Source organism: Leisingera sp. McT4-56, from assembly GCF_020514995.1.
In the GTDB taxonomy this organism is placed as follows: domain Bacteria; phylum Pseudomonadota; class Alphaproteobacteria; order Rhodobacterales; family Rhodobacteraceae; genus Leisingera; species Leisingera aquaemixtae_A.
The window spans coordinates 275908-301562 of the sequence record NZ_JAJALF010000002.1 but is presented as its reverse complement, the minus strand read 5'-3'; the positions used below and the strand labels follow the sequence as shown (position 1 = coordinate 301562).

Below are 25655 nucleotides of genomic sequence, written 5' to 3'. Positions count from 1 at the left end.
AGTTGGATATCATCTGGCTCAAGGATTTCGAGGCTTTGGTCGCGTGCAAGAATTTCTCGCGCGCGGCCGAAGAGCGCAATGTCAGCCAGCCGGCCTTTTCGCGCCGGATCCGGGCGCTGGAGAATGAGATCGGCGTGCGGCTGATCAACCGCGAGACGTTGCCGCTGACACTGACCCCGGCGGGGGAGGTGTTCCTGTCGCAGTCGCGCATCATGCTGCGCACCTACGAGGAAACCATCGAGCGCTGCCAGACCATCGATGCGGCAGGCGAGAACGTGATCCGCTTCGCCGCCTCGCAGTCGCTCTACATGACCCATTACAAGGCTCTGATTGCGCCCTTGGCCAGCGAGGGCGGGGTGGATACCGATCTCAACTCCACCTCTTGGGCCGCCGACCAGTTCGTCAGTGCGCTGCAGCAGGGCTATTGCGACGTGATCCTGACCTACTGGCACCCGTCGATGGACTTTCTGGGGCCTTTGGAGGTCGCCAATTTCGAGTATCTGACGCTGTCCACCGACCGGTATGTGCCGGTCTCGCGCACCACCCCGGACGGCACGGCTGAGTTCGGCTTCAAGACGGGCGGCAAGGAGGCGGTGCCGCTCTTGTCTTATGGCGCGGTGTCGGCGCTGCGCTCGGTGCAGGAGTTTGCCCTGACCCAGCTCTTGTCCGGGCAAAAGGTGTTTGTCGTCAACCAGAACGCGCTGGCCAACAGCGTCAAGGCGATGATCCAGGAGGGGTTCGGCATGGGCTGGCTGCCGCTAAGCCTGTGCCGCCAGGAAATCGCCTCCGGCCGGTTCGCAATTGTGGACGAGCGGCTGGGCACCGACCTCGAAATCCGCCTGTACCGCGACCCGCGCAGCACCAAGCAGACGCTGGATGTGCTGTGGAAGCAGCTCAAGCGCTCGGCGATGAAAGCGGCCTGAAGCGGGCATCCTGCCTGGTAGTCGCCCGCTGATTGAACTGGCGCGCTTTCCATAAATCTGCCAATGCTTAGGGGAGGGCGCATATTGGCGCTGCAGTGCTTCATGGCCGGAAGGGCAGGCGGAAATGCATTATCTCAAACGCGAGTTGTATGATCTGGTCAAGCATGATGACGCCATCTTCGATTTTCTGCAGATCGGCTCGCTGGACGGCCTGTGGTACTGGGACCTGGAAAAGCCGGAACACGAATGGATGAGCCCGGAATTCTGGCGCCTGTTCGGGCTGGACCCGGAGACAAAGCAGCACTTTGCATCCGAGTGGCAGGATCTGATTCACCCCGACGATCTGGCGCTGGCGCTTGAGAATTTCCACAAGCACCTGGAGGACCCGGAACACCCCTATGACCAGATCGTCCGCTACCGCCATGCCGATGGCCATATGGTCACGGTGCGCTGCCGCGGCTTGGCGATCCGGGATGAGACGGGCAAACCGGTGCGGATGCTGGGGGCACATAACGATCTGACGGAGCTGAAGACGCGGGAAGCGGAACTGGCCGCAGCAATTACCGGACTGGCCGCGGAGGTGACGCGGGCCAACTCTGCCGTAGAGGCCCGCACCGCCTTCTTGGCAACCATGAGCCACGAAATCCGCACGCCGTTGAATGTGATCCTTGGCTTGCTGCATCTGATCAAGAGCGATGAAACCGCCTCAGAGAAAACCCGGGAGCGGGCGGATGTCGGGCACCGGGCCGCCGAAATGCTGATGACCCAGCTGGTCAACGTGCTGGAAGCCGCACGGATTGATTCCGATGCGGTGGAGTTCAGCCCCAAACCTGTGGAAACCGCAGGCCTGGCCGTACAATGGCAGGACGCGCTTGAGGCCAGCGCCAGCCGTTACGGCAAGCCATTGCGCACCTGGGTGTCTACGGCAGCTAATGTGCCGGAACAGCTGGTTCTTGATCTCCCGAAGGTCACCCAGATCGTGAACAACCTGATCGACAATGCGGTGAAATTCACTCCCAAGGGGAGCGTCTCCATAGCACTGGAGCATGACAAAGCGGCGGCCTGTCCGATCAGCATCACTGTTCTCGACACTGGTCCCGGCATAGCAGCAGAGGACAGCGGCAAGGCTTTCGAACGGTTCACTCAGCTCGAAAACGCCGTTTCCCAGCACAAGGGCGGTTCCGGCCTGGGCCTGTCGATCTGCGACGAACTGGCGGAGCTTATGGGCGGCAGTATGTCCATTCTGGACAATCCGCCGGAAGGGTTCAATCTGGGGATCCGTTTGCAACTGCCGGAACCGGACAGCGGCATGGCAGCCGGCTGACTGCTTGGGCCAGAATTTGGCCTGAACCTGATTGTCCCTTGCGGCCAAATGAACCGGCCAACAAAAAAGGCGCCCGAAGGCGCCTTGTTTTATTGGTCGGAGTGAGAGGATTCGAACCTCCGACCCCTGCCTCCCGAAGACAGTGCTCTACCAGGCTGAGCTACACTCCGACCGTGGAGGGCGAAATAGCCCAGGGCGCGGGGTTTGACAAGGGCGATTCCACAGAAAGATGCGGTTTTTGAGAATTCTTTTTTGCCGTGCAAGCCGGCATCCGGGCGCCATGAAAAAGCCCCGCGCCGGAGACCGGGCGGGGCTTTGCGATCATGCAGATTTGCGGCCTTAAATCAAAGACTTGCGTCCAGGGCGGCAACCACCGCGTCGCCCATCTGGCTGGTGGAGACAGGCTCCACGCCTTCGCTCGCCAGCAGGTCCGCAGTGCGCACGCCATCGGCCAGCACCTTCTCGACCGCGGCTTCCAGGCGGTCGGCCTCGGCGCCCTGGTCGAAGCTGTAGCGCAGCGCCATCGCAAAGCTCAGGATGCAGGCGATCGGGTTGGCCTTGCCCTGGCCCGCGATGTCGGGGGCGGAGCCGTGCACGGGTTCATAGAGCGCCTTGGGGCGGCCGTTGTCCATCGGCGCGCCGAGCGAAGCGGAGGGCAGCATGCCAAGCGAGCCGGTCAGCATTGCCGCGCAGTCGGACAGGATGTCGCCGAACAGGTTGTCGGTCAGGATGACGTCGAACTGCTTGGGCGCGCGCACCAGCTGCATGGCGCCGTTGTCGGCGTACATGTGGCTCAGCTCGACTTCCGGGTAATCTGCTGCCACGCGGGTCACCACCTCGCGCCACAGGATGCCGGATTCCATCACGTTGGCCTTCTCCATCGAGCAGACCTTCTTGTTGCGGCGCATTGCCAGCTCGAACGCGGAGCGGGCGGCACGCTCGATCTCGCTCTCGGTGTAGCGCTGGGTGTTGATGCCGACGCGCTCGTTGCCTTCCTCGAAGATGCCGCGCGGCTCGCCGAAGTAGACGCCGGAGGTCAGCTCGCGCACGATCATGATGTCGAGGCCCGCGACGATGTCCTTCTTCAGCGAGGAGAAATCCGCCAGCGCGTCAAAGCACTGCGCCGGGCGCAGGTTGGAGTAGAGGTCCATCTCCTTGCGCAGGCGCAGGAGGCCGCGCTCGGGCTTCACGGAGAAATCCAGGTTGTCATAGGCCGGGCCGCCAACGGCGCCCAGAAGAACGGCGTCGACTTCCTGGGCCTTGGCCATGGTCTCATCCGCCAGCGGCTTGCCGTGCTTGTCATAGGCGGCGCCGCCGACCAGATCCTCGCTCACATCGAACTGCAGACCGCGCTTGTCACCGAACCAGGTGATGATCTTGCGCACCTCGGTCATGACTTCGGGGCCGATCCCGTCGCCGGGCAGAATCAGAATCGATGGGTTGGGCATGGGGATCCTCCAAAAAAACAGCTGGCAAGGGCGTAGCGGGACCGCGGGGCAGGGTCAATAACGGCCCTTGGAAATAAAGGGGAAAGATGGGGATTTGCCCGCGCAACGAAGTTGTGGCGGGCCGGTCAGTCCAGCAGTAAATCGACCCAGACCAGCCGGTGGCGGCTGGCGGCTGCTGCGGGGGCATCCGGACCGTCTGGCCACACCACACCGCTGGCGGCCACGGTCAGACCGGCAGACGGCAGCACATAGTCCACCCGCATCCGCCCTGCGCTTTGCCAGTCCACGGTGGCGGTGCCGCCTTCGGCGCTCTCCGGGCGGGGGTCCTGAAGGCGCGGATCCGACAGCAGGCTGCGGATTGCTTCCCTGCGTCCCTCACCGCGGTCCGGGTCGAGATTGGCGTCGCCTGCGATGACAAAGGGTCCACCAGGCACTGGCCCCAGCCGGCCGTCCAGCAGCAGCTGCCACAGGCGGATTTCATCGTGGTTGCGCCTGCCGTTGCGGTCTTCCGGCCCGTCGAACAGCGGCGGAGTTGCGTGGAAGGTCATTACACTCAGGCGGCTGCCATCCGGCAGTATCAGCGGCACCAGCCAGTGTGCTGTTGCAGACAGGCGTTGCACACTCTGCGCTTCCGCAGAAGGGAAAGGGCTTCCATCATTGCGCTGCGGCAGCAGGGCGCCGGGCAAGTCCTGCCACAAGAGTGCAGAAAAGTCCCGGATGCCCTCGCGGTCAACCGGCAGCCGCGACAGCAGCGCGATGCCGCCTTGGCCGCGGAACCGGCCATAACCCTGGTTGTCGCGCGGCCCGCCGGCCTTGCCGTCCCCGTCCAGATCCAGCGGAGTTGGCGGCGGCCGGCCGGAGTTGGGCTGCAGTGCAACGTGGTAGGGATAGTCCAGCCCGCGTTCTGCCAGCCGTGCGGCCAGCGCCGCCAGCGCACGGCCCTCAAGGTCCCAGTCGATCCCCTGGAGCGCCAGCACGTCAGCCTGTGCGGCGGCGATAACGTCCACCGCGGCAGCAACTTGCGTGTCCCCGCCGCGGGTCAGGTCCCGCAGCAGCAGGCCCGGCCCGGCGCGCGACAGCTCTGTGTTGAAGGTTGCGATGCGGAGGCTTTCTGCCCAGCCCGCCCCGGCAGCAAGGATGAGGAGGAGCCCCGCCGTCAGCCGCTTCATGCGGTCTGCATTGCCTCGTCGGCATCAATGCAGGCGGCGCGCCGCTTCTGCGCGATCAGCCCGGCGATGCGCAGCATCGCCATGCCGCGCATGATCATCGAAGCCGGCACCAGCGCCCAGGCGCTGATTACCCAGATCAGCATGTGCGGAGCCGCCAGCAGGCCGGGATCCACCAGGCCGGAGGCCAGCTGGACGGTGGCAGGCAGGGCAAAGGGCAAAAGCACCCCGGCGGTGATGTTGACGCGCCCGTCGCGCTGCAGCCGCTGCACCACGTCGCCGCCGGTTGTGGGGTCGAACAAGGGCAGATTGACCCAGACGTTGAAGGCGCCGCTGCCCACCGGCCAATGGCCCACCCGGATCACAAGGCCAAAGAAAAAGATGGCGGTCCCGGCAACCGCGCAGGCGAGCCCTGCGGCATCGCGCACCATCAGAACCACCGCCTCTGGCACCTGCGGCGGCATCATCAGCACCGTCAGCTGCACCGGCGAATAGGCAAAGTCGAGCTGGCCGCCCAGCCAGCCGCCCAGGCGCTGCACCAGTGCGGTCAGCCCGGTCGGCGCCAGCGGATGTGCCGCCAGCAGGCTCAGCGCGCCGACGGTGGCGGCGGCCGCGGCAAAGCGCATCCGGTTGATTGGCGGCGCGTTGCGGAATTCCACGAAGCTGGGGAAATGCGAGTAATACTCGGTGAAGGCCAGAGCAGAGCCCAGGAGCGCGATGAACAGGATGATTTCCGGCGACTCGGTGGCGGACGCCGGCAGAATCAGCGTCGGCATCGCAAACAGCATGGCCACCAGTATGCCGCGGAACGCCGCGCCTGTGATGCGTGCAAACACGTCTTTGTTTCCCTTCAAACCGGCGCGGGCATTGTTTGCCTCTGGGTCCGGACTTGAAGCCCCCCGGGGAGAGTGGTCCGGGGTGCTCTGCCTCATTTTTGCCCCATTGTGGCCGGCAGGCAGCTTTCCGCTCAAGGGGCCGCGGCAGGTCCGGGGCCACTTTCGCCGCCGGACTGGTGCCGGATTGCATCATCGTTTCGGTTGAATTTGAGGGTGTTGGCCGGCTTTCTACCAGATGCTGTGTGCCGGTGCGCCGGGCGCACAAGGCAGCCGGGACGATGCAATTGCGGCGGAAATGCGGCGCGAATCTGGCGGGCCAAAAAGAAAACCGCCCCAGGGCAGGGCGGTTTCCGGGTGTTTCTGCGGTCAGGCCTGGATCAGACCCAGGGGCGTTCTTGCGCGGCCTTGTCCTCGAACGACTTGATCGAGTCGGCTTTCTCCATCGTCAGGCCGATGTCATCGAGGCCGTTCAGCAGGCAGTGCTTCTTGAACGCGTCCACTTCGAACTTGATCACTTCGCCGTCGGAGGTGGTGATTTCCTGCGCTTCCAGGTCCACGGTCATGCGGGCATTTTCGCCCTTCTCCGCGTCGGCCATCAGCACATCGACCTGCTCCTGCGGCAGCACGATCGGCAGGATGCCGTTCTTGAAGCTGTTGTTGAAGAAGATGTCGGCGAAAGAGGTGGAGATGATGCACTTGATGCCGAAGTCGGCAATTGCCCAGGGCGCGTGCTCGCGCGAGGAGCCGCAGCCGAAGTTGTCGCCCGCCACCAGGATCTCGGCGTTGCGGTACTGCGGCTTGTTCAGCACGAAATCCTCGATCTCGGTGCCGTCGCGGTTATAGCGCATCTCGTCGAACAGGTTCTTGCCGAAGCCAGTGCGCTGGATGGATTTCAGGAACACCTTGGGGATGATCATGTCGGTGTCGATGTTCACCAGCGGCATCGGGGCTGCGATACCCTGCAGTTTCTGGAACTTTTCCATTACTCGTTTCCTTGTTTCTGGTGCTTCAAGCCGCTGAGATCAAAGCCGATCTCCTGCGCGTGGCGTGCGATGAAGCTGTGTTTTTCGGGCCGGTGCGCCTTGTGGTAGCGGCGCACCATGGATGCATAGAGATGAACGGCCAGCGTGTTTTCCGTCAGCCAGCCGTCTTGCTGGCAGCTGCCGCTGAACAGCACGTCGGTCAGAACGCCGCGGATCGGGTAGAACACGTCCGGTTCACGGACATGTTCGATCTCTCCGGTCAGGTTCAGCGTGTAGTCCAGCGCCCGGGGGCCAAGCGACGGGCGCTGCAGCTCAAACGCTGTCAGCAGCCGCTTGCCGGGCGGTGCGGCTTCCACTTCCTTGCGGATTCTGCGGCTGAGCCAGGGCGGAACGAACTCGGGGTCCTCGAACCAGTCCAGCAGGTGGTTCAGCGTTGCGGAGCTTTTCGGCAGCCGCAGCACTGCGCCGTTGATCGACCGTGTCGGCTCATAGCCGACATGATAGTCCGCGTCCGGCAGCGGTCGGCAGCAGAGCATATCGGTGTCGATCCAGATCATGTCCGTCTGTTTCAGCAGATAGAGACGGAACAGATCCGACAGCATCGAGGCCGGCGCCTCCCCGTGCCCTGCCGCGGCAGGGTCCCAGATTTCCGCCGCCGGGCAGGTGCGGACACCTGCCGGGACCGGCGGTGCCGCAGGCCCGGTGTGGAACAGCACAACCTCGTGGCCGCGCTGCACGAAACTTGCCAAAGACAATTCGTGCAGCCAGTTCAGGCTGTCGCCGATCCACAGGCTTGCGACCGCTGGAAGGGAAGGGCTGGACGGCATCGGTGGCCCCTCAGGCTCAGATCAGCTCACGCACATCCGTCAGCCGGCCGGTCAGCGCCGCGGCGGCTGCCATGGCGGGCGACACCAGGTGGGTGCGGCCCTTGTAGCCCTGGCGGCCCTCGAAGTTGCGGTTCGAGGTTGCGGCGCAGCGCTCTTCCGGTGCCAGCTGGTCGGGGTTCATCGCCAGGCACATGGAGCAGCCCGCAAGGCGCCACTCGAAACCGGCGGCCTCAAAGATCTCGGCCAGGCCTTCTTCCTCGGCCTGGGCGCGGACCAGGCCGGAGCCCGGAACGATCATGGCGCGCATGCCGTCCTTAATCTTCTTGCCTTTGACGACCTCGGCCACGGCGCGCAGATCCTCGATGCGGCCGTTGGTGCAGGAGCCGATGAACACTGTGTCAATCTCGATATCGGTCAGCTTCTGGCCGGGAGTCAGGCCCATGTACTCGATCGAGCGGCGCGCCGCCTCGACCTTGCCGCCGGTGAAGTCCTCCGGGTGCGGCACCACGCCGGTGATCGGCAGCACGTCCTCGGGGCTGGTGCCCCAGGTCACGACCGGCTGGATGTCTTCGCCCTTCAGGGTGACGACCTTGTCGAAATGGGCGCCCTCGTCGGTGTAGAGCGTCTTCCACCAGTTCAGCGCGGCTTCCCACTGGGCGCCCTTGGGCGCGTGCGGGCGGCCTTTGACGTATTCAAAGGTGGTCTCGTCCGGCGCGATCAGGCCTGCGCGGGCGCCGCCTTCGATCGCCATGTTGCAGACGGTCATACGGCCTTCCATCGACAGATCGCGGATCGCTTCGCCGCAGTATTCGATGACATAGCCGGTGCCGCCGGCGGTGCCGGTCTCACCGATCACGGCGAGGGTGATGTCCTTGGCGGTGACGCCCGGCTTCAGCTTGCCGGTGATCTCCACCTTCATGTTCTTGGACTTCTTCTGGATCAGCGTCTGGGTGGCCAGCACGTGCTCCACCTCGGAGGTGCCGATGCCATGCGCCAGCGCGCCGAAGGCGCCGTGGGTGGCGGTGTGGCTGTCGCCGCAGACCACGGTCATGCCGGGCAGGGTCCAGCCCTGTTCGGGGCCGACGATGTGCACGATGCCCTGGCGGACGTCATCCACCGGGTAGTAGTGCACGCCGAATTCCTTGGCGTTCTTGTCGAGCGCCTCGACCTGGATGCGGCTTTCTTCGTTCTCGATGCCTTTGGCGCGGTCGAGCGTGGTCGGCACGTTGTGGTCCGGCACCGCGATGGTCTTTTCGGGCGCGTGCACCTTGCGGCCGGCCATGCGCAGGCCTTCGAAGGCCTGCGGGCTGGTCACTTCGTGGACCAGGTGGCGGTCGATGTAGAGCAGGCAGGTGCCGTCCTCTGCTTCATGCGCAACATGCGCATCCCAGATCTTGTCATAGAGTGTCTTGGGGGACATGGGTCCTCTCCCGTGATGTATTGGGTATGCTGGCTTTGGGCTGGGCAACGGCCTTATAGGCGCGCCAGGACCGTGCGGGCGGCGCCAAAGAACCGTTCGCGCAGCCGTGCGCGGTCTTGCAGTTCGATCTTTTGCGCCAATACGAGGGTCATGGCTGTCAGATACATCCGCAGGGGCCGGCAATCAAGATTCGTTCGCAGGCAAGCGCCGGCGATGCGCAGCGGCGGCATGGACTTGGTCTGCGTTGAATGGGGAGCCGGTCAGCCAGAGCCGCGTTCGGCCGCCCGCCGCTTGGCATCCGCGCGCGACATCGACTGCAGCACAAGCCGGATGCCCAGGGCGCCGGCAATGCCCAGGCCGAACATGATCAGCGGCACCATCCAGGTGGTGAAGAACCCGTGCCGCTCCTGCACCCAGCCGCGGTTTTCCTCATGGTAGAGGATTTCGAACGTCTGCCCGGCCTCGGGTTCGAAGAACACTGGCAGATGCGTTTCGGCCTGCCACCAGCCGCCGGCAGCATCCTGATACCGGACAGTCGGGTAGTAGTCGCCGTTTTCCACCGTGCGCTTGGTCGTGGTGTCGGTGCGGCTCTTGTAGACATAGCGCACCGACAGGATCTCTGCCTCTGCGGGTTGCGCATTGCGCACGAAGCGCCAGCTGTCGAGGAACGCCAGTGCGCCGAACAGGACGAAGATCCCCGGTATCAGATACATCAGGATGCGCATCCACAGCGGTTGCGTGACGGTGTCTGCCATTTGCCCCTCCGGTTTTCCGGCAGCCTAGCAAACTGCCCGGGTGCTGGCGATATGTTCGCTCCGGCTTGATCGAAACCGGGCAGGGCGGCACACTGGCCTGAAAAAGGGGCGCGCGATGGAGCCGGAAGAGCAGACACCACCCAGGGACGCGATTGCAGAAAGCACCGCCGAGGCGCTGGAGCTTGGCCAGCAGCTGTGGGAGCTGGCGGCCGAGGGCATCGAGCTGCTGCTCAGGCCGTGGAACGCATATCAGGCGGGGATCGCGCTGGCGGTCTTTGTGCTGGCAACCCTGATCGCCCGGCCGCTAAAGAGCGCCTTCCATGACTGGTTGCGGACGCGGGAAGGCTGGCCGCGCTGGCGGATGCGGGCGGGGCTGGTGCTGCACAAGCGGATCCGCGGCATCCTGTTTGTATTGCTGATCTGGATGGTTGTTCTAATCATGCAGGAAGCCACCTGGCCCAGCCGGTCGCGGCTGCTGACGGTGTTCGCCAACCTGTCGCTGGCCTGGCTGATCGTGGCGCTGGCCACCCGGCTGGTGGGCAATCCGCTGCTGCGCAACCTGGTGAAATACGGCGCCTGGACCTGGATCACCCTGCGCATCCTCGGCATCACCGAAGACGCGATACACCTGCTGGACGGTGTCGCCATCGATTTCGGCGATCTCAGGATCTCGCTCTATCTGGTGGTTCAGGCGGTTGTGATCCTGGGTGTGATGCTGACCCTGGCGCGGGTGATTTCCCAGGTGACGGCAAACCGGATCCGCGCCAATTCCGACATTTCGCCCTCGATGCAGGTGCTGGCGGCCAAGCTGGCGCAGATCCTGCTGTTCGGCGGCGCCTTCTTCATCGGGCTGAGGGCCATCGGCATCGACCTGACCGGCCTGGCGGTGCTGTCCGGCGCCATCGGCGTCGGCCTGGGCTTCGGCTTGCAGAAGGTGGTGTCGAACCTGGTGTCGGGCCTGATCATCCTCCTGGACAAGTCGATCAAGCCAGGCGACGTGATCTCGCTGGGCGACACCTTCGGTTGGATCAACGCGCTGGGCGCCCGCTATGTCTCTGTGGTCACCCGCGACGGGCGCGAATACCTGATCCCGAACGAGGATCTGATCACCACCCAGGTGGTGAACTGGTCGCATTCGGACAAATACGTCCGGCTGGACCTGACCTTTGGCACCGGCTATGGCGATGACCCCCACAAGGTCCGCAAGATTGCGATCGAGGCGGCTTCCGGCGTCAAACGGGTGCTGCAGTACGGCAGCAAGAAGCCTGTCTGCCACATCACCGGTTTCGGCGACAGCAGCGTCGATTACGTGCTCAGGTTCTGGATCGACGACCCCACCGGCGGCCTTACCAACATCCGCGGCAATGTCTATCTGGCGCTGTGGGATGCGTTCCAGGAAGAGGGCATCTCGATCCCGTTCCCGCAGCGCGAAGTTCGGATGCTGAACGACCCGCTGCCGGTCAGGGTTGCACCTGGCAGCAATGACGGATAAAGCACATGGCTTGCGCTGCCGGGGCGGGGTTTCATTGAAAGTTCACCATCCGGTTGCTACATTATTAACAGGCCCGGCGCCGGGGCTAGGCGGCGCGTTGCAAGGAGGACTATGTCCTGTCACCCGTACCTCAAGCGGCGGATGCCGCTGTTAATGGGGCAGCCGTGATGGCCGCCCAGTCCCAGCCCACCAGCGAACAGCTGCTGGAGCGGATTCTTTCCTCACTCAGCGATGACAAAGCCGAAGATGTTGTGCAGATCGACCTGCGCGGCAAGACCTCGATCGGAGATTACATGGTGCTGGCCTCCGGCCGCTCCACCCGCCAGGTCGCTGCGATGGCGGAAAAGCTGACCGACCGGCTCAAGCAGGAGTACCGGATCACCTGCAAGGTCGAAGGCAAGGATGCCGGCGACTGGGTGCTGATCGATTCCGGTGATGTGATCGTCCATATCTTCCGCCCGGAAGTGCGCGAGTTCTACCAGCTCGAGAAGATGTGGATGCCCGCAGGCACCGCGGCAGCTCCGGCTGTTGAAGGCTGATCCAAGGCTGATTTGATGCAGGCCCGCGCGCGCGGTGCGGGCCGGATTGCTTCAGGAATTTCATGCGTCTGCATATCTGTGCGGCCGGCCGTCTGCGCTCTGGCCCGGAAAAATCCCTCATCGACGATTACCTCAGCCGGTTCGACCGGACCGGCCGCGCGCTGGGCCTGGGGCCTGCGCGGGTGGTGGAAATCGAGGACAAGAAGAATGCAGGCATGGCGGCAGAGGCTGCACTCCTGCGCAAGGCGCTGCCCAAGGGCGCGGTGATCTGCACCCTGGATGAGCGCGGCAAGGTGCTGTCTTCCCCTGATTTCGCCGGCAAGCTGGCCGGATGGCGTGACAGCGGCCGCCAGGACCTGGCGCTGATCATCGGCGGCGCGGACGGGATCGACCCTTCCTTGCGGGCCGAGGCCGATTTCTCGATCTCCTTCGGCAAGATGGTCTGGCCGCATATGCTGGTGCGGGTGATGCTGGCGGAGCAGATTTACCGCGCCGCGACCATCTTGGCGGGCAGCCCCTATCACCGGGTGTGAATGCGCCTTAAGGCGCATGCCTCCCGCGGGGGATTTTTTAGCCAGAAGAAGATCAGGGCAGGGTGAGGACGTAGGTGTCCGAGCCCCATCCGTCCACCAGGCAGCGGGCCTGGATCTGCACCTGGGTTATTCCCTCGGGGACCTTCACGCCGCCTAGGGACCGGGTGAAGGGCTGTTCCTGTTCGTGCGGATGTGCCAGCACCCGCAGGCCCAGCTCGTTGCCGTCCATGTCCAGCACCCGCCAGCCATCGGCGTAATGCTCCCATCCGGTGTCCGGGTGGGACAGGGTGACGCTGAAGGACCAGCTGCCGCCAGAGGCACGGGCGGTGGCGTTCTCGATCACCGGTTCATCTGCAAGGGCGGGCAGGGCCGCGGCGCTGAGCGCGCAGGTCAGAAGCAGGTATTTCATGCCCGCACCTTAGCTGTGGGGAAGCTGCAGTGCAGTCACGAAACCGTGTCCCCTTTGCTTTCAGGAGGGATGCGCAGCAGGATCCGGCGGGAGTGCGAGACGAATTCGCGCCGGTACAGCACAGCAACAGTGACCAGCGCCGCTCCACCCAGCGGCAGGGCGCCCGCCAGCCAGGCCACGGCAGCAAGCGCGAAATAGGTCGAGCGCATGCCGCGGTTGAAACTGCGCGCGGCGGTGATGCTGATTTCGGCCGCCTGCGCGGCGCGGGGATAGGCGAGCTCATGGGCGGGATCATTCGGCACTGCTGCCATCAGCACGGCGCAATAGCCAAACAGCCGGTGCGACCAGACAAATTTCAGAAACGCATTGGACAAAAGCAGCAGCACCACCAGGATTTTCACCTCCCAGACAAAGGCGGGGGCGCTGTCCTGGATCAGGTCCTCTGCGACGCCCGCCAGCTGTTCGGTATTGCCGATCAGCGCCAGCCCGCCGCCGATGGCAATCATCGCGGCGGAAGCAAAAAAGGCGGTGGCCTGCCGCAGGTTGCCGGCCAGTTGCGCGTCGAAGATTCGCGGGTCGCGCTCGACCATCCGCTTCATCCAGTCGCGCCGGAAATCCTCCATCAGCAGAGAGACAGAGGGCCGCCCGGCGGGCGGGGTCTCGATCCGCCAGCCGATCCACAGCCAGCCTGCGATCAGCAGGGTCAGCGCGGCAAGGTCAAGGAGGGAAAACTGCGCAAGGCGGGCGGTCCAGATCATGGCCTGACCCTAACGCGGCGATCCGGCACTTGCCAGACATGTAAAATTGGTAATATTATCTTACCAAAGAGGAGGCCCAAATGGAAATGCCATCCCCGAACCCCGCCATTCTGGCACGCAAGGCGCGGCTTGCCGAGCGGCTTCTGACTGTGCTGCCCGCGGATGCGGTGATCCGGGACGAGGCGGAAACCCGCGCCTATGAATGCGATGCGCTGACCGCTTATAGATGCCCGCCCTTGTTGGCGGTACTGCCGCGGAGCACGCAGGAGGTCTCCGATGTGCTGCGGATCTGCCACGAGGAAAGCGTGCCGGTTGTTCCGCGCGGCGCCGGCACGTCGCTGGCGGGCGGCGCGCTGCCGACGGCGGATTGCGTCATACTGGGTGTGGCGCGGATGAACGAGGTGCTGGAGACCGATTTTGAGAACCGCATCATCCGGGTGCAGACCGGGCGCACCAACCTGAGCGTCTCCGGCGCGGTGGAGGAAGAGGATTTTTTCTACGCCCCCGATCCATCCTCGCAGCTGGCCTGTGCTATTGCCGGGAATATCGCGATGAATTCCGGCGGTGCGCATTGTTTGAAATACGGGGTGACCACCAACAACCTGCTGGGTGTCACGATGGTGATGATGGATGGCACCGTGGTGGAAATCGGCGGCGCGCATCTGGACGCCGGCGGGCTGGACCTCTTGGGTGTGATCTGCGGCAGTGAGGGGCAGCTGGGGGTGGTGACCGAGGCCACCCTGCGCATCCTGCGCAAGCCCGAGGGCGCACGCCCGGTGCTGATCGGTTTTGATAGCAACGAAGTGGCCGGTGCCTGTGTCAGCGACATCATCAAGGCGGGTGTGCTGCCGGTGGCCATCGAATTCATGGATCGCCCCTGCATCGAGGCTTGCGAGGCATTTGCCAAGGCGGGTTATCCGATGTGCGAGGCGCTGCTGATCATCGAGGTCGAGGGCAGCGAGGCCGAGATCGAGCACCAGCTGGGGCTGATCACGGAGATTGCCCGCTCCCACAACCCTGTGGAGCTGCGCGAGGCGGGGGATGCCGATGAGGCTGCCCGCATCTGGCTGGGCCGCAAGTCGGCTTTTGGCGCCATGGGGCAGATCAACGATTACATGTGTCTGGACGGCACGATCCCAGTGTCCTCTCTGCCTTATGTGCTGCGCCGCATTGGAGAAATGAGCCAGGAGTTCGGGCTGGACGTGGCCAATGTGTTCCACGCAGGCGACGGCAACATGCACCCTTTGATCCTGTTCGATGCCAACAAACCGGGCGACCTGGAAACCTGCGAGGCCTTTGGCGCCGAGATCCTAAAACTCTGTGTCGAGGCGGGCGGCTGTCTGACCGGCGAGCACGGAGTGGGGATCGAGAAACGCGACCTGATGCTGCATCAGTACAGCGAAGCCGATCTGGAGGCGCAGCTGAAGGTCAAGGATGTGTTTGACCCCAAGTGGCTGCTCAATCCGGCCAAGGTGTTTCCGCTTTCGGTGACCGCGAGCCGCCGGATGGTGGCGCTGGCAGCTAAATGATCTTTGGGGGCCTTGCCCCCAAACCCCCAGAGTATTTTCGGGAAAGATGAATATGATGACACCAGGGAGCGAGCCAGAGCTGGCCGAGATGATTGCAGGTGCAAGCGGCCCCTTGTGCATTCAGGGCGGCGGCACCCGCGGGCTGGCTGTGGAGGGTGAAGCCCTGAGCACCCGGGGTTTGTCCGGTATTGAACTCTATGAACCCGGCGCGCTGACGCTGGTGGTCAAGGCGGGAACGCCAGTGGCGGAGGTGGAGACGCTGCTGGCGGCGGAGAACCAGCGGCTGGCGTTTGAACCGATGGATCACCGCGGGCTGCTGGGCTCGGACGGCGAGCCAACCATCGGCGGTGTCATTGCGGCAAACATCTCTGGCCCCCGCCGCATCCAGGCGGGCGCGGCGCGGGATCACTTGCTGGGGGTGCGGTTCGCGGATGGCAGCGGCCAGGTGGTGAAGAACGGCGGCCGGGTGATGAAGAATGTGACCGGCTATGACCTGGTCAAGCTGATGTGCGGCGCCCACGGCACCCTGGGGGTGCTGACGGAAGTGTCGCTGAAGGTGCTGCCGCGGTCCGAGGCAGCCGCGACCGTGACCCTGACCGGCGTTGACCTGCCCGGCGCGGTGCGGGCAATGTCGGCGGCGCTGGGCTCCCCTTTTGACGTGACCGGCGCCGCCTATGATGCGGAAACCTATCAGGCGCATATCCGGGTGGAGGGGTTCCGTGAGTCTGCCGCTTACCGCAGCGCGGAGCTGGTTGAGCTGCTGTCGCCCTTTGCCATGGCCGAGGTGCAGGAGGATGCAGAGAACTTGTGGCGGGACATCCGCGACGTGGCTGCTTTTCACGAACGGGAAGGCGATGTCTGGCGGATTTCGGTGAAGCCGACGGATGCGGTGGAGCTGGTGCCGCACCTGGAGGCAGAGGCGCTGCAGTTCGACTGGGGCGGCGGGCTGATCTGGGCGCTTGTTCCCGCAGGGACGGAGCTGCGAAGCCGGATCAATGTGCCGGGCCATGCCACTCTGGTGCGCGCCGCGCAGGAGGCCCGGGCGCAGCTTGGCGTGTTCCAGCTGCAGCCCGCGCCCTTAGCCGCACTTTCCGAAGGGCTGCGGCGGCAGTTCGACCCGCGTGGCATCCTCAATCCGGGACTGATGGGGTAACACATGCAGACCACATTCACCGAAAAGCAGCTGCAGGACCCCGGCACCAAACGCGCCAACGAGATCCTGCGCTCTTGTGTCCATTGCGGATTCTGCACCGCCACATGCCCGACCTACCAAGTGCTGGGGGATGAGCTCGACAGCCCCCGCGGGCGGATTTACCTGATCAAGGACATGCTGGAAAACGAGCGGGTGCCGGACGAAAAGACGGTCAAGCATATCGACCGCTGCCTGTCCTGCCTGGCCTGCATGACCACCTGCCCGTCGGGTGTGCACTACATGCATCTGGTGGACCATGCCCGCGCCTATATCGAGAAGCACTACGACCGTCCCTGGAGCGATAAGGCCCTGCGCTGGCTGTTGGCGCGGATCCTGCCCTATCCAGCCCGGTTCCGGCTGGCGCTGATCGGGGCGAAGCTGGCAAGACCGTTCAAGGGCCTGCTGCCGGACGCGCGGCTGCGGGCAATGCTGGAGATGGCGCCAAAGACCATCCCGCCAGTCAGCCGCAATGACGACCCGCAGAGCTTTGCCGCTGCCGTGCCGCGGAAGAAGCGCGTGGCGCTGATGACCGGCTGCGCCCAGAAAGCGCTGAACACGGATATCAACGACGCCACAATCCGGCTGCTGACCCGGCTGGGCTGCGAGGTGGTGGTGGCAGAAGGCGCGGGATGCTGCGGCGCGCTGACCCACCACATGGGGCGCGAGGCGGAAAGCCACACAGCTGCGGCCAGGAACATCCGCGCCTGGGCGGCGGAAATCGACGGGCAGGGGCTGGACGCAATCGTCATCAACACCTCCGGCTGCGGCACCACGGTCAAGGACTACGGGTACATGTTCCGCAATGATGCACTGGCGGCAGAGGCTGCTCGGGTGTCAGAGATCGCCATGGACGTCTCTGAGCTGCTGATGCAGCTGGATCTGCCGGAGGGCGCGGACAAGGGGCTGACGGTGGCCTATCACGCCGCCTGCTCCTTGCAGCACGGGCAGCAGATCAAGACCCACCCGAAGACATTGCTGAAACGGACCGGCTTCAAGGTGGTTGAGCCCGCCGACAGCCATTTGTGCTGCGGGTCGGCCGGCACCTATAACCTGATGCAGCCGGAAATCTCTGCCGAGCTGAAAGCGCGCAAGGTGAAGACGCTGGAGGCCAAACAGCCCGACCTGATCGTGGCGGGCAATATCGGCTGCATGATGCAGATCGGCTCCGGCACTGAGCTGCCGGTTGTGCACACGGTGGAACTGCTGGACTGGGCCACCGGCGGCCCGCAGCCGCCTGCGCTGACGGCGCCGGGCAAACGCCCGCCGGAGGTTCCCATCCTGCGCTGACACCCATCCGGAAAGAATCGGCTGCACATTTTGCGGGCTTGCCGTAATTTTGCCTGAACAGACAGTTAATCTCCCAGCCGGTGGATTAGAGGAGACGCATGTGAGGCAGTGGGTACTGATGGCTCTGGCAGCGCTGCTGCCGGCCGCGGCGATGGCGCAGGACAGCCGTTTGCAGCGGATGGATACCCTGGATGCGGGACGCAAATGGGAGGCCGTGGGGCGGCTCGACGTGAACGGCGAGGGGTTCTGCACCGGCGCGCTGATTGCCCCTGACCTGGTGCTGACCGCTGCCCATTGCCTCTATGACAGCCGCACCAAGGCGCCGATCGACCCCACCACAATTGAATTCCTGGCCGGCTGGCGTAACGGGCGCGCCTCGGCCTACCGCAGTGTGCGCCGGGCGGTGCAGCATCCGTCCTATGTCTATGACGGCGAGCTTTCGACCGACCGGGTGCGCAATGATATTGCCCTGCTGCAATTGCAGCGCCCGATCCGCAACACCACAGTAACTCCCTTTGAGACCGACGAGCGCCCCCGCAAAGGGGCCAAGATCGGGGTTGTTTCCTATGCCCATGACCGCTCCGAGGCGCCTTCGCTGCAGGAAGTCTGCGCGGTCATGGCGCGGCAGCGGGGCGTGCTGGTGATGTCCTGCGACGTGGATTTCGGCTCGTCCGGGGCGCCCGTGTTTTCCTTCGAGGAGGGGACCCCGCGCATTGTCTCGGTGATCTCCGCCAAGGCTGAGGTCAGCGGCGAGCGGGTTTCGCTGGGATCCGCGCTGGCAGAGGAACTGACCCTGCTGCAGGCACAGCTGACCGGGGTCGCCACCGGCGGGCGGCTGCCGCCCGGTGTCGGCCGGGTGAAGGTGGGCGAGGGGCGCAGCTCCTCCGGTGCCAAGTTTTTGAAACAATGATCTGGCGTGCGCTGATACTGGGAGCGGCCACCCTGGCCTATGCCGCCGGCGCAATGGCTCAGGGCACCGGATTGCGCCGCCTGACCGACCGGGATGACCTCCTGGGCTGGGAGGCGGTGGGGCGGCTGGAGCTGAACGGGCAGGGGTTCTGCACCGGCTCGCTGATTGCGCCGGATCTGGTGCTGACCGCGGCGCATTGCGTTTATGATGAGGCCGGGGCGGTGCGCCCGGCGGAGCAGATCAAGTTCCGCGCCGGGCTGCGCGACGGGGTCGCGATTGCCGAACGCCAGGCGCTGCAGATCGCGGCGCATCCCGGCTACAGCCCGCAGCGGCGGCTGGGGATCGACAACATACGCCACGACGTGGCGCTGATCCGGCTGTCGGAGCCGATCCTCAGCGGCCAGGCGGATGCCTTTGCGCTGCACTCAGGCCGGGATTACGGCAGTGATATCTCTGTTACCTCATATGGCATGGGCCGCGCCGAGGCGCTGTCGCGGCAGCGTCAATGCAACCTGATGGGAGAGCATGACGACGTGCTGATGATCGACTGCAACGTTACCTTCGGGTCTTCCGGGGCGCCTGTGTTTTCCCAGGTCGGCGGGCGCGGGCGCATCCTGGCGCTGGTGTCCGGCGGCGGCAATTACCGGGGCAAGCAGGTGGCATTCGGCATGAAACTGCCTGAGCGGGTGGCGGAGCTGAAAGCGCAGCTGCGCCGCAATCCGGTGGCAGCACCGGACCGGCGGATCAAGAGGATCCGGGTTGGCGGCGGTGGCTCCGCGGGTGGTGCGAAATTTGTCAGCGTCGGTGACTGACACCCCTCTTGAAGCCGCATTTTCCCTTACTATCTCAGGATTATCCGGGCAGCCGCTGATTGGGGCCCGGGACAAAACCAGCCTGTCCCTGCGGGGAAGGCACTCTGAAATCGCTCATGAATGAGGATGGAAAATGCGTACTTTTGATTTTGCACCGCTGCACCGTGCCACCATCGGCTTTGACCAGATCGCCAGCCTGATGGACCGCGCCCTGAGCGCCGATGCCGCTCAGTCCAGCTACCCGCCCTACAACATCGAGAAAACCGATGCCGACAGCTACCGCATCTCGATTGCTGTTGCCGGCTTCTCCGACGACGACCTCAATGTCGAGGTGAAGGAAAACGCGCTGGTTGTGTCCGCCAAGAAGGCAGAGGACGGCGAAGGCCGCACCTTCCTGCACCGCGGCATTGCCACCCGCGCCTTTGAACGCCGTTTCACTCTGGCCGACCACGTCCATGTGACCGGTGCCAGCCATGAAAACGGCATGCTGCATATCGATCTGCACCGCGAGGTGCCGGAGGCGCTGAAACCGCGCCGGATCGAAATCTCCTCCTCCCGCCCGAACCGCCCGGAGATCGAGGCCAAAGCGGTCAACTGATCCTGCGGATCCCGGTTCGCGCGTACCCGCCCTCCGGCACTGCCGGGGGGCTTTTTCCGTTTGCGGCTGTGCCTGCGCGGAAACAGCTGCCCGGATCCGTCCGCCGGGCAATGAAATCTTAGGATTTCGGGCGCAGGGTTGCCGGGGATGTACCCCTGCGCCGGCGTGTCCGGTGCCGTGGATGAGTGCAGTGCAAAGGCGGTTTTATGCAACCTCAGGATATTCAGCATGTGCAGAAAGGCCTGGCGGCCATCTTTGCCCGCAAGGCCGATCTGGCGGAACGGTTTTACGTGCATCTGTTCACGCGGCTGCCGGAAGCCCGTGCAATGTTCCGCGGAAATTTCGTGAAGCAGAAGGCGATGCTGATGGGCATGATTGCAGCCTGCGTGCGCAAGCTGGATGATCCGCAGGCGCTTGCAGCACTCAGCGGGCAGCTGCTTCAGGCCCACGCCCATCTTGATTTGGGGGCAAGGGAAACCGACGCGGCAAGGCGGGCGCTGATGGCTGCTTTGCGGGATGTGCTGGGGGCGGACCTGGACCTTGAATCCGAGGCCGCCTGGAACCGCGCCATCAGCCTTGTAACGGCGGCGATGGCGCGGCACTGAGGCCGGATCAGACCGACATGCAGATGTATTTCATCTCCAGGTAATCCTCGATGCCGTGGTGGCTGCCTTCGCGGCCCAGGCCCGACTGCTTGACACCGCCGAACGGTGCCACCTCGGTGGAGATGATGCCAGTGTTGACCCCGACAATCCCGTATTCCAGCGCCTCGGCCACCTTGTACACGCGGCTGAGGTCCTTGGCGTAGAAATAGGACGCCAGGCCAAAGATGGTGTCATTGGCCATGGCGATCACCTCGTCCTCGTCCTCGAACTTGAACAGCGGCGCCAGCGGGCCAAAGGTTTCGTCGGTAGCAAAGGCCATGTCCTGGGTCGCGCCGGTGACGATGGTCGGCTGGAAGAAACTGCCGCCCAGTTCTGACGGGTTGCCGCCCAGGATCACCTCGCCGCCCTTGGAAGTGGCGTCGGCAATATGCTCCTGAATTTTGTCCACCGCTTCCATGTTAATCAGCGGGCCGAAGTGGATGTCTTCCTTGAGGCCGTCGCCGACGTTCATCTTCTCGACCGCGGCTTTCAGCTTTTCCGCAAAGGCATCGTAAACGCCGGCCTGCACATAGATCCGGTTGGCGCAGACGCAGGTCTGGCCGTTGTTGCGGAACTTGCACATGATGGCGCCTTCGACGGCGGCATCCAGATCAGCGTCGTCAAAGACGATGAACGGTGCGTTGCCGCCCAGCTCCATCGAGCATTTCATCACCGTGTCGGCCGCTTGGCGCAGCAGGATGCGGCCCACCTCGGTGGAGCCGGTGAAGGTCAGCTTGCGCACCGCGTCGTTCTCGCAGAACTCCTTGCCGATGTCGGAGGCGCGTGAGGACGGCACCACGTTGAACACGCCCGCCGGGATGCCGGCCCGGTCTGCCAGCACCGCCAGCACGATGGCCGACAGCGGGGTTTCGGCCGCGGGGCGGGCGATGAACGAACAGCCTGCGGCCAGTGCAGGGCCTGCCTTGCGGGTGATCATCGCGTTGGGGAAGTTCCACGGCGTGATCGAGGCGGCAACACCGATCGGCTGCTTCAGCACGGTGATGCGCTTGTCGCGCTGATGGCCGGGGACGGTCTCGCCGTAAATCCGCTTGGCCTCTTCCGCAAAGAACTCAATAAAGGAGGCGCCGTAGGCGATCTCGCCGCGGGATTCCGCCAGCGGCTTTCCCATCTCGGCGGTCAGGATCACCGCCAGGTCTTCCTGGTTCTCCATCATCAGGTCGTACCACTTGCGCAGCACGTTGGCGCGCTCCTTGCCGGTCCATTTGGCCCAGTCCTTTTGAGCGGCTTCGGCCTGGGCGATGGCGCCTGCCACCTGGGCGCGGCTGGTGTCGGCCACCTGGGCGATCACGTCGCCGCGGGCCGGGTTGGATACGTCAAAGGTGCCTTCGCCATCGGCAAACTTGCCGCCGATATAGGCGCGGGTTTCCAGCAGGCTGGGGTCTTTGAGCAGGGATTTCAGGTCTGTGGTTGCGTCGAGCATTGCGGGCCTCCCGGGTGTTCTGTTGCTGGAATGGAAATCAGCTGCGCATTGATATGTCCAGAAGGATTAATGAGTCCAGAATTTGATCAAATTTCCGGCAAAGAATTTTGGGTCAAGCAATTTGACATGTGCTGTGCCAGACTGTCTGGTAGCCGCAAAGAATAAGAACAGGGGAGATTGGGCATGGAATTGGATGATGCCTATGCCAACGGGGCCTATATCGAGAATGCAGACAAGTACCCGCCGCGCTGGGCGGCCTCGGCGGAGGATTTCCGCAACAGCCTGCATGAGCGCGCCCGGCTGGATATCCCCTATGGTGAAGGGGCACGGCAGTCATTCGACCTATTCCTGCCGGAAGGCACCCCCAAGGGCCTGTTTGTCTTTGTCCACGGCGGCTATTGGCTGGCCTTCGACAAAAGCTCCTGGTCGCATCTGGCGCGCGGGGCGATGGCGCATGGCTGGGCGGTTGCGATGCCGTCTTATGACCTGTGCCCGGAGGTGCGGATTGCCGATATCACCCGTCAGATCGCGGCCGCGGTGACGCGGATTGCAGCGGAAGTGGACGGCCCGATTGCAATGGCGGGCCATTCGGCTGGCGGCCATCTGGTGGCGCGGATGCTGGACCGGGCGCTGTTGCCCGCGGAGGTGGGCGAGCGGATCAAGACGGTGATCCCGATCTCGCCGCTGGCGGATCTGCTGCCGCTGCTGCGCACCTCTATGAACCAGAAGTTCAAGATGGATTCGGCTGCTGCGGTGGCTGAAAGCCCGGTTGAGATGCAGGACCGCTATCCGGCGGAGGTGACGGTCTGGGTCGGCGGCGAGGAGCGCCCGGCGTTTCTGGATCAGGCCATCTGGCTGGTGGAGGCTTGGGGTGCGGACCATGTGATCGCCTTTGGCAAGCACCATTTCAACGTGATCGATCCGCTGGCGGATCCGGAAAGCGACCTGGTGGCGCTGATCGTGAATTGACCGCGGGCGGCGGCGGGCGGAAACGCCCGCCCTAGGACCGCCCAGGCCTCAAAAAACTTCTTGCCAGAATCCCGTTTCCGCCGCATCTTCCGCGCAAGGGCCAGGCGATGGCGTCGCCGCATGGGATACATGGTGCCCCCACATTCCAAAACTGTCCTGAACGCCGGGACCTTTCTTGTAAGAAGGAAGGGTCTGATATGACTGCACGTCCTGAAATGTACCGTTTTCACAATGGTGAAAAGGCGCCGCTGCAATTCGCCGTCTCCGAATACGAGGCGCGGATCGCGGGCCTGCGCAAGATCATGGCCGACACCGGGGTCAGCGCTGCTGTCTTCACCTCGATGCACAACATCTCCTACTACTCGGGCTTCACCTATTGCGCCTTTGGCCGCCCCTACGGCCTGGTGGTGACGGCGTCCGAGGCTGTGACCATCTCGGCCGGCATCGACGCGGGCCAGCCCTGGCGCCGCTCGTTCTGCGACAACATCACCTACACCGACTGGCAGCGCGACAATTTCTGGCGCGCAATCAAGTCTGTAAGCGGCGAAGGAGTTGTGGTTGGCTACGAAAGCGATCACCTGACCCTGCTGCAGAAGGGCAAGCTGGAAGCCTTCCTGGCGCCGTCCAAGCTGGTTGACCTCTACGAGCCGACCATGCGCCAGCGGATGGGCAAATCCGCAGCCGAGCTGGACATGATCCGGGCTGGTGCCGCGGTGGCCGACGTCGGCGGCTTTGCGATCCGCGAGGCGGTCAAGGAAGGCGCGCGGGAGATCGACGTGGCGATGGCTGGCCGCGACGCGATGGAGCTCGAGATTGCCAAGCGCTTCCCGGATGCGGAATACCGCGACACCTGGGTGTGGTTCCAGTCCGGCATCAACACCGACGGTGCCCACAACCCGGTGACGGGGCGCACCCTGCAGCGCGGCGACATCCTGTCCTTGAACACCTTTCCGATGATCTCCGGCTATTACACCGCGCTGGAGCGCACCATGTTCGTGAAGGAAGTGGATGCCGAGAGCCTGAAGATCTGGGAAGCCAACGTTGCCGCCCATGAATACGGTATCTCGCTTTTGAAACCGGGTGCAAGCTGCGCGGAAATCACTCATAAGATCAACGCCTTCTTCGAAGAGCGCGATCTGCTGCAGTACCGCACCTTCGGCTATGGCCACTCCTTTGGCGTGCTGTCCCACTACTATGGCCGCGAGGCCGGGCTGGAGCTGCGCGAGGACATCGACACGGTGCTGGAGCCCGGCATGGTGATCTCGATGGAGCCGATGCTGACCATCGCCGACGGCCAGCCAGGCGCCGGCGGCTACCGTGAGCATGACATTCTGATCATCCATGAGGACGGCAACGAGAACATCACCAAGTACCCCTACGGGCCGGAGTTCAACGTTGTCGGCTGAGGCCGGCTGAACACGAAAATGCAGGGGGTGCCATGCGTGCACCCCCTGTACACCCCCTGTGCACCGGGCAGGCGCCCCGCGGGTCCGGGGCTAGTGAAAGGCTTGGCCTTGGGGGCGAGCAAGCGCGGCCTCTGACGGCGGGCAAACCGGAGCCTGCGGAGCCGCCGGGCCGCCGTCGGCCAGCAGCTGGCGGTGCGCGTTCCATCCGCGGGTCATCCACAGGGTGGCGGAAGGCTGTTCCGCGGCGCGGGGCAGAGCACCCTGCACGGAAAGGCTGAGCTGCGAGGCATCGTGCTGCGCGGTCACGCGCAGGCGGTCCCCGGGTGCCGCCAGATGCAGATGATCCAGCAGGTAGGCGGTTCGCCCCCAATGGCCGCCGGAGTTCACTCCGTTCGACACCTGGATGCCGGGGGCCAGGTCCATTTCGAAACTGACAAGGACCGCATGGATGGTGCCTGCGGCTGCACAGGCGAGATCCGCTGTGGTGCGCCCCGGATTGATGTTTGGCCGGGTGAAGTCAAACGCGAACAGCTCTGCCGCCGGGCCCAAGGAGCGAAGCTTGCAAGCCTCGAAATCGTTCGGGGTGAGCTGCGCCACGCGGGCAAAATGGTGGAAGGCGCTGAGGTCGAAGCCCTCGGCCTCATGCGGCCGCCAGAGGTTCAGGAGGCCGGGGCTTTCCACCGGCTGGGCCAGCAAAGTTCCGCGCTCCGGGATCGCGCGGGCGTCCGGTTTGGCCAGCGCAGAAATGGCATGGGTAAGGGTCGCAAGGGCGCCTTCGCCCAGCAGAACGGTATCGACGATTTCCGAGATCACCACATCTGCCTGCTCCGGAATGTCCGCGCCGACGACGATCTCATGCGACCATTTCGGGATGACGGTGATGCGGTCGCTCAGGCCGTTTGCCTCGATGACCTGCGTGGCGGCCTGGGCGATCAGCGGCTGCTGCTCGCAGGTGTAGACATGTTTCGCGCCCGCACGCGCCGCCAGCATGGCGGTCAGGCCGGCGCCGCAGCCGATATCAAGCACCACATCGCCGGGCTTCACCTTGGCCGCGATGGCCTTGGCATAGGCGCTGTTGCGTGCCGTGTCCGACAGCATCGGAAAATGCCAGCGGGGAACAAAGGTCTGGTGCAGCCGTTCCTGCAGGATCAGCGCTTCGTGGTGGCTGGGATCCAGGCTGAGCGCCTCAGAGAGCAGCTGCGAGGTTCGGATGCCGCCATCACTCAGGGGGGCGGATTTGGCGGTTTGGACGAGGTCTTCCGCCTTCTGCGGTCCCGAATGGCCGAATTCCTGTGCCGGAACGGGTGTCTGTCTCTCAAGCAATTTTTATTTTTCCTCATTTGAAGCAAATGCCACTGACCTGCATAATCGTCATGCGCATCTAACAAATGATGAAGGAAAGGCCCGGGCTGCGAGAATGCCCGCCGGCGCCCCTGGGAGGTGCCGGTGCCAAA

26 protein-coding genes and 1 tRNA gene are annotated in these 25655 nt (G+C 64.2%); 14 read left to right on the top strand and 13 right to left on the bottom strand.

Going from position 1 to position 25655, the window contains the following annotated elements:
- Positions 1 to 2: 2 nt before the first annotated feature.
- Together LHL23_RS04935 and LHL23_RS04930 are read left to right on the top strand one after the other, a co-directional pair.
- On the top strand, positions 3 to 923 hold the full coding sequence (locus tag LHL23_RS04935; protein WP_226429020.1) for a LysR family transcriptional regulator: 921 nt from the start codon (positions 3 to 5) through the stop codon (positions 921 to 923).
- 124 nt (positions 924 to 1047) lie between these two features.
- A complete protein-coding gene (locus LHL23_RS04930) occupies positions 1048 to 2247 on the top strand; it encodes a PAS domain-containing sensor histidine kinase (protein WP_226429019.1) in 1200 nt (399 codons plus the stop codon).
- A 93-nt stretch (positions 2248 to 2340) separates the two neighbouring features.
- Here LHL23_RS04930 and LHL23_RS04925 read toward each other — a convergent pair.
- The 9 genes from LHL23_RS04925 to LHL23_RS04885 all read right to left on the bottom strand — a co-directional run bounded on the left by LHL23_RS04925 (position 2341) and on the right by LHL23_RS04885 (position 9682).
- Positions 2341 to 2417, bottom strand: a tRNA-Pro gene (locus LHL23_RS04925).
- A 174-nt stretch (positions 2418 to 2591) separates the two neighbouring features.
- Positions 2592 to 3695, bottom strand: coding sequence for a 3-isopropylmalate dehydrogenase (gene leuB / locus LHL23_RS04920; protein WP_226429018.1), 1104 nt, complete (start codon positions 3693 to 3695; stop codon positions 2592 to 2594).
- A 125-nt stretch (positions 3696 to 3820) separates the two neighbouring features.
- Complete coding sequence (locus tag LHL23_RS04915; protein ID WP_226429017.1) at positions 3821 to 4864, bottom strand: endonuclease/exonuclease/phosphatase family protein; 1044 nt, start codon at positions 4862 to 4864, stop codon at positions 3821 to 3823.
- A complete protein-coding gene (locus LHL23_RS04910; protein ID WP_226429016.1) occupies positions 4861 to 5697 on the bottom strand; it encodes a hypothetical protein in 837 nt (278 codons plus the stop codon). The genes LHL23_RS04915 and LHL23_RS04910 overlap by 4 nt, the downstream gene beginning before the upstream one ends.
- Positions 5698 to 6074: 377 nt before the next feature.
- Positions 6075 to 6680, bottom strand: coding sequence for a 3-isopropylmalate dehydratase small subunit (gene leuD, locus LHL23_RS04905; protein ID WP_222478989.1), 606 nt, complete (start codon positions 6678 to 6680; stop codon positions 6075 to 6077).
- A complete protein-coding gene (locus LHL23_RS04900; protein WP_226429015.1) occupies positions 6680 to 7507 on the bottom strand; it encodes a hypothetical protein in 828 nt (275 codons plus the stop codon). The genes leuD and LHL23_RS04900 overlap by 1 nt, the downstream gene beginning before the upstream one ends.
- Before the next feature lie 16 nt (positions 7508 to 7523).
- The gene (gene leuC / locus LHL23_RS04895) at positions 7524 to 8927 is read right to left on the bottom strand and encodes a 3-isopropylmalate dehydratase large subunit (RefSeq protein ID WP_226429014.1); all 1404 of its coding nucleotides are present in this window, start codon (positions 8925 to 8927) and stop codon (positions 7524 to 7526) included.
- A 53-nt stretch (positions 8928 to 8980) separates the two neighbouring features.
- Complete coding sequence (locus tag LHL23_RS04890) at positions 8981 to 9079, bottom strand: isopropylmalate isomerase (protein WP_226429013.1); 99 nt, start codon at positions 9077 to 9079, stop codon at positions 8981 to 8983.
- Positions 9080 to 9187: 108 nt separating this feature from the next.
- A complete protein-coding gene (locus LHL23_RS04885; protein ID WP_226429012.1) occupies positions 9188 to 9682 on the bottom strand; it encodes a DUF3592 domain-containing protein in 495 nt (164 codons plus the stop codon).
- Positions 9683 to 9797: 115 nt separating this feature from the next.
- Here LHL23_RS04885 and LHL23_RS04880 point away from each other — a divergent pair, with 115 nt between their 5' ends.
- The 3 genes from LHL23_RS04880 to rlmH all read left to right on the top strand — a co-directional run bounded on the left by LHL23_RS04880 (position 9798) and on the right by rlmH (position 12246).
- A complete protein-coding gene (locus tag LHL23_RS04880; protein WP_226429011.1) occupies positions 9798 to 11174 on the top strand; it encodes a mechanosensitive ion channel family protein in 1377 nt (458 codons plus the stop codon).
- Positions 11175 to 11341: 167 nt separating this feature from the next.
- A complete protein-coding gene (rsfS, locus tag LHL23_RS04875; RefSeq protein WP_222478999.1) occupies positions 11342 to 11713 on the top strand; it encodes a ribosome silencing factor in 372 nt (123 codons plus the stop codon).
- A gap of 62 nt (positions 11714 to 11775) precedes the next feature.
- Entirely contained in the window at positions 11776 to 12246 is a 471-nt protein-coding gene (rlmH, locus tag LHL23_RS04870; protein WP_222479001.1) for a 23S rRNA (pseudouridine(1915)-N(3))-methyltransferase RlmH, read from the top strand.
- Between the two features lie 52 nt (positions 12247 to 12298).
- Here rlmH and LHL23_RS04865 read toward each other — a convergent pair whose 3' ends face one another.
- On the bottom strand, positions 12299 to 12655 hold the full coding sequence (locus tag LHL23_RS04865) for a hypothetical protein (RefSeq protein WP_226429010.1): 357 nt from the start codon (positions 12653 to 12655) through the stop codon (positions 12299 to 12301).
- Between the two features lie 35 nt (positions 12656 to 12690).
- Positions 12691 to 13413, bottom strand: a complete 723-nt coding sequence (locus LHL23_RS04860; protein ID WP_226429009.1) for a DUF599 domain-containing protein — start codon at positions 13411 to 13413, stop codon at positions 12691 to 12693.
- Between the two features lie 80 nt (positions 13414 to 13493).
- On the opposite strand from LHL23_RS04860, the gene LHL23_RS04855 reads away from it, so the two are divergent.
- The 7 genes from LHL23_RS04855 to LHL23_RS04825 all read left to right on the top strand — a co-directional run bounded on the left by LHL23_RS04855 (position 13494) and on the right by LHL23_RS04825 (position 20346).
- Positions 13494 to 14942, top strand: a complete 1449-nt coding sequence (locus tag LHL23_RS04855; protein WP_226429008.1) for an FAD-linked oxidase C-terminal domain-containing protein — start codon at positions 13494 to 13496, stop codon at positions 14940 to 14942.
- A gap of 55 nt (positions 14943 to 14997) precedes the next feature.
- The gene (locus LHL23_RS04850; RefSeq protein ID WP_226429043.1) at positions 14998 to 16095 is read left to right on the top strand and encodes an FAD-binding protein; all 1098 of its coding nucleotides are present in this window, start codon (positions 14998 to 15000) and stop codon (positions 16093 to 16095) included.
- Between the two features lie 3 nt (positions 16096 to 16098).
- On the top strand, positions 16099 to 17421 hold the full coding sequence (glcF, locus tag LHL23_RS04845) for a glycolate oxidase subunit GlcF (protein WP_226429007.1): 1323 nt from the start codon (positions 16099 to 16101) through the stop codon (positions 17419 to 17421).
- A 118-nt stretch (positions 17422 to 17539) separates the two neighbouring features.
- Positions 17540 to 18331 (top strand): trypsin-like serine peptidase, encoded by a 792-nt coding sequence (locus tag LHL23_RS04840; protein ID WP_222479731.1) that lies wholly within the window; start codon positions 17540 to 17542, stop codon positions 18329 to 18331.
- On the top strand, positions 18328 to 19143 hold the full coding sequence (locus LHL23_RS04835) for a trypsin-like serine peptidase (RefSeq protein ID WP_222479012.1): 816 nt from the start codon (positions 18328 to 18330) through the stop codon (positions 19141 to 19143). The genes LHL23_RS04840 and LHL23_RS04835 overlap by 4 nt, the downstream gene beginning before the upstream one ends.
- A 133-nt stretch (positions 19144 to 19276) precedes the next feature.
- Positions 19277 to 19741 (top strand): Hsp20 family protein, encoded by a 465-nt coding sequence (locus LHL23_RS04830; RefSeq protein WP_222479014.1) that lies wholly within the window; start codon positions 19277 to 19279, stop codon positions 19739 to 19741.
- Between the two features lie 206 nt (positions 19742 to 19947).
- Positions 19948 to 20346, top strand: coding sequence for a globin domain-containing protein (locus tag LHL23_RS04825; RefSeq protein ID WP_222479016.1), 399 nt, complete (start codon positions 19948 to 19950; stop codon positions 20344 to 20346).
- Between the two features lie 7 nt (positions 20347 to 20353).
- On the opposite strand, the gene LHL23_RS04820 is transcribed toward LHL23_RS04825, so the two are convergent.
- Complete coding sequence (locus tag LHL23_RS04820; RefSeq protein ID WP_226429006.1) at positions 20354 to 21826, bottom strand: NAD-dependent succinate-semialdehyde dehydrogenase; 1473 nt, start codon at positions 21824 to 21826, stop codon at positions 20354 to 20356.
- A 183-nt stretch (positions 21827 to 22009) separates the two neighbouring features.
- Between LHL23_RS04820 and LHL23_RS04815 the strand changes: the two genes are divergently transcribed.
- Positions 22010 to 22795: an alpha/beta hydrolase gene (locus tag LHL23_RS04815; RefSeq protein WP_226429005.1), complete on the top strand. Its 786-nt coding sequence runs from the start codon at positions 22010 to 22012 to the stop codon at positions 22793 to 22795.
- Between the two features lie 197 nt (positions 22796 to 22992).
- Positions 22993 to 24201 carry an aminopeptidase P family protein gene (locus LHL23_RS04810; RefSeq protein WP_222479022.1) on the top strand — a complete coding sequence of 403 codons (1209 nt, stop codon included), beginning with the start codon at positions 22993 to 22995 and terminating at the stop codon, positions 24199 to 24201.
- A 90-nt stretch (positions 24202 to 24291) separates the two neighbouring features.
- On the opposite strand, the gene LHL23_RS04805 is transcribed toward LHL23_RS04810, so the two are convergent.
- A complete protein-coding gene (locus LHL23_RS04805) occupies positions 24292 to 25524 on the bottom strand; it encodes a 50S ribosomal protein L11 methyltransferase (protein WP_226429004.1) in 1233 nt (410 codons plus the stop codon).
- Between the last annotated feature and the right edge of the window lie 131 nt (positions 25525 to 25655).

Coding starts and splice junctions, on each gene's coding strand:
- LHL23_RS04930 (WP_226429019.1), top strand. CDS start 1,048: ATGCATTATCTCAAACGCGAGTTGTATGATCTGGTCAAGCATGATGAC.
- leuB (WP_226429018.1), bottom strand. CDS start 3,695: ATGCCCAACCCATCGATTCTGATTCTGCCCGGCGACGGGATCGGCCCC.
- LHL23_RS04915 (WP_226429017.1), bottom strand. CDS start 4,864: ATGAAGCGGCTGACGGCGGGGCTCCTCCTCATCCTTGCTGCCGGGGCG.
- leuD (WP_222478989.1), bottom strand. CDS start 6,680: ATGGAAAAGTTCCAGAAACTGCAGGGTATCGCAGCCCCGATGCCGCTG.
- LHL23_RS04900 (WP_226429015.1), bottom strand. CDS start 7,507: ATGCCGTCCAGCCCTTCCCTTCCAGCGGTCGCAAGCCTGTGGATCGGC.
- leuC (WP_226429014.1), bottom strand. CDS start 8,927: ATGTCCCCCAAGACACTCTATGACAAGATCTGGGATGCGCATGTTGCG.
- LHL23_RS04890 (WP_226429013.1), bottom strand. CDS start 9,079: ATGACCCTCGTATTGGCGCAAAAGATCGAACTGCAAGACCGCGCACGG.
- LHL23_RS04885 (WP_226429012.1), bottom strand. CDS start 9,682: ATGGCAGACACCGTCACGCAACCGCTGTGGATGCGCATCCTGATGTAT.
- LHL23_RS04880 (WP_226429011.1), top strand. CDS start 9,798: ATGGAGCCGGAAGAGCAGACACCACCCAGGGACGCGATTGCAGAAAGC.
- rsfS (WP_222478999.1), top strand. CDS start 11,342: ATGGCCGCCCAGTCCCAGCCCACCAGCGAACAGCTGCTGGAGCGGATT.
- rlmH (WP_222479001.1), top strand. CDS start 11,776: ATGCGTCTGCATATCTGTGCGGCCGGCCGTCTGCGCTCTGGCCCGGAA.
- LHL23_RS04865 (WP_226429010.1), bottom strand. CDS start 12,655: ATGAAATACCTGCTTCTGACCTGCGCGCTCAGCGCCGCGGCCCTGCCC.
- LHL23_RS04860 (WP_226429009.1), bottom strand. CDS start 13,413: ATGATCTGGACCGCCCGCCTTGCGCAGTTTTCCCTCCTTGACCTTGCC.
- LHL23_RS04855 (WP_226429008.1), top strand. CDS start 13,494: ATGGAAATGCCATCCCCGAACCCCGCCATTCTGGCACGCAAGGCGCGG.
- LHL23_RS04850 (WP_226429043.1), top strand. CDS start 14,998: ATGACACCAGGGAGCGAGCCAGAGCTGGCCGAGATGATTGCAGGTGCA.
- glcF (WP_226429007.1), top strand. CDS start 16,099: ATGCAGACCACATTCACCGAAAAGCAGCTGCAGGACCCCGGCACCAAA.
- LHL23_RS04840 (WP_222479731.1), top strand. CDS start 17,540: ATGGCTCTGGCAGCGCTGCTGCCGGCCGCGGCGATGGCGCAGGACAGC.
- LHL23_RS04835 (WP_222479012.1), top strand. CDS start 18,328: ATGATCTGGCGTGCGCTGATACTGGGAGCGGCCACCCTGGCCTATGCC.
- LHL23_RS04830 (WP_222479014.1), top strand. CDS start 19,277: ATGCGTACTTTTGATTTTGCACCGCTGCACCGTGCCACCATCGGCTTT.
- LHL23_RS04825 (WP_222479016.1), top strand. CDS start 19,948: ATGCAACCTCAGGATATTCAGCATGTGCAGAAAGGCCTGGCGGCCATC.
- LHL23_RS04820 (WP_226429006.1), bottom strand. CDS start 21,826: ATGCTCGACGCAACCACAGACCTGAAATCCCTGCTCAAAGACCCCAGC.
- LHL23_RS04815 (WP_226429005.1), top strand. CDS start 22,010: ATGGAATTGGATGATGCCTATGCCAACGGGGCCTATATCGAGAATGCA.
- LHL23_RS04810 (WP_222479022.1), top strand. CDS start 22,993: ATGACTGCACGTCCTGAAATGTACCGTTTTCACAATGGTGAAAAGGCG.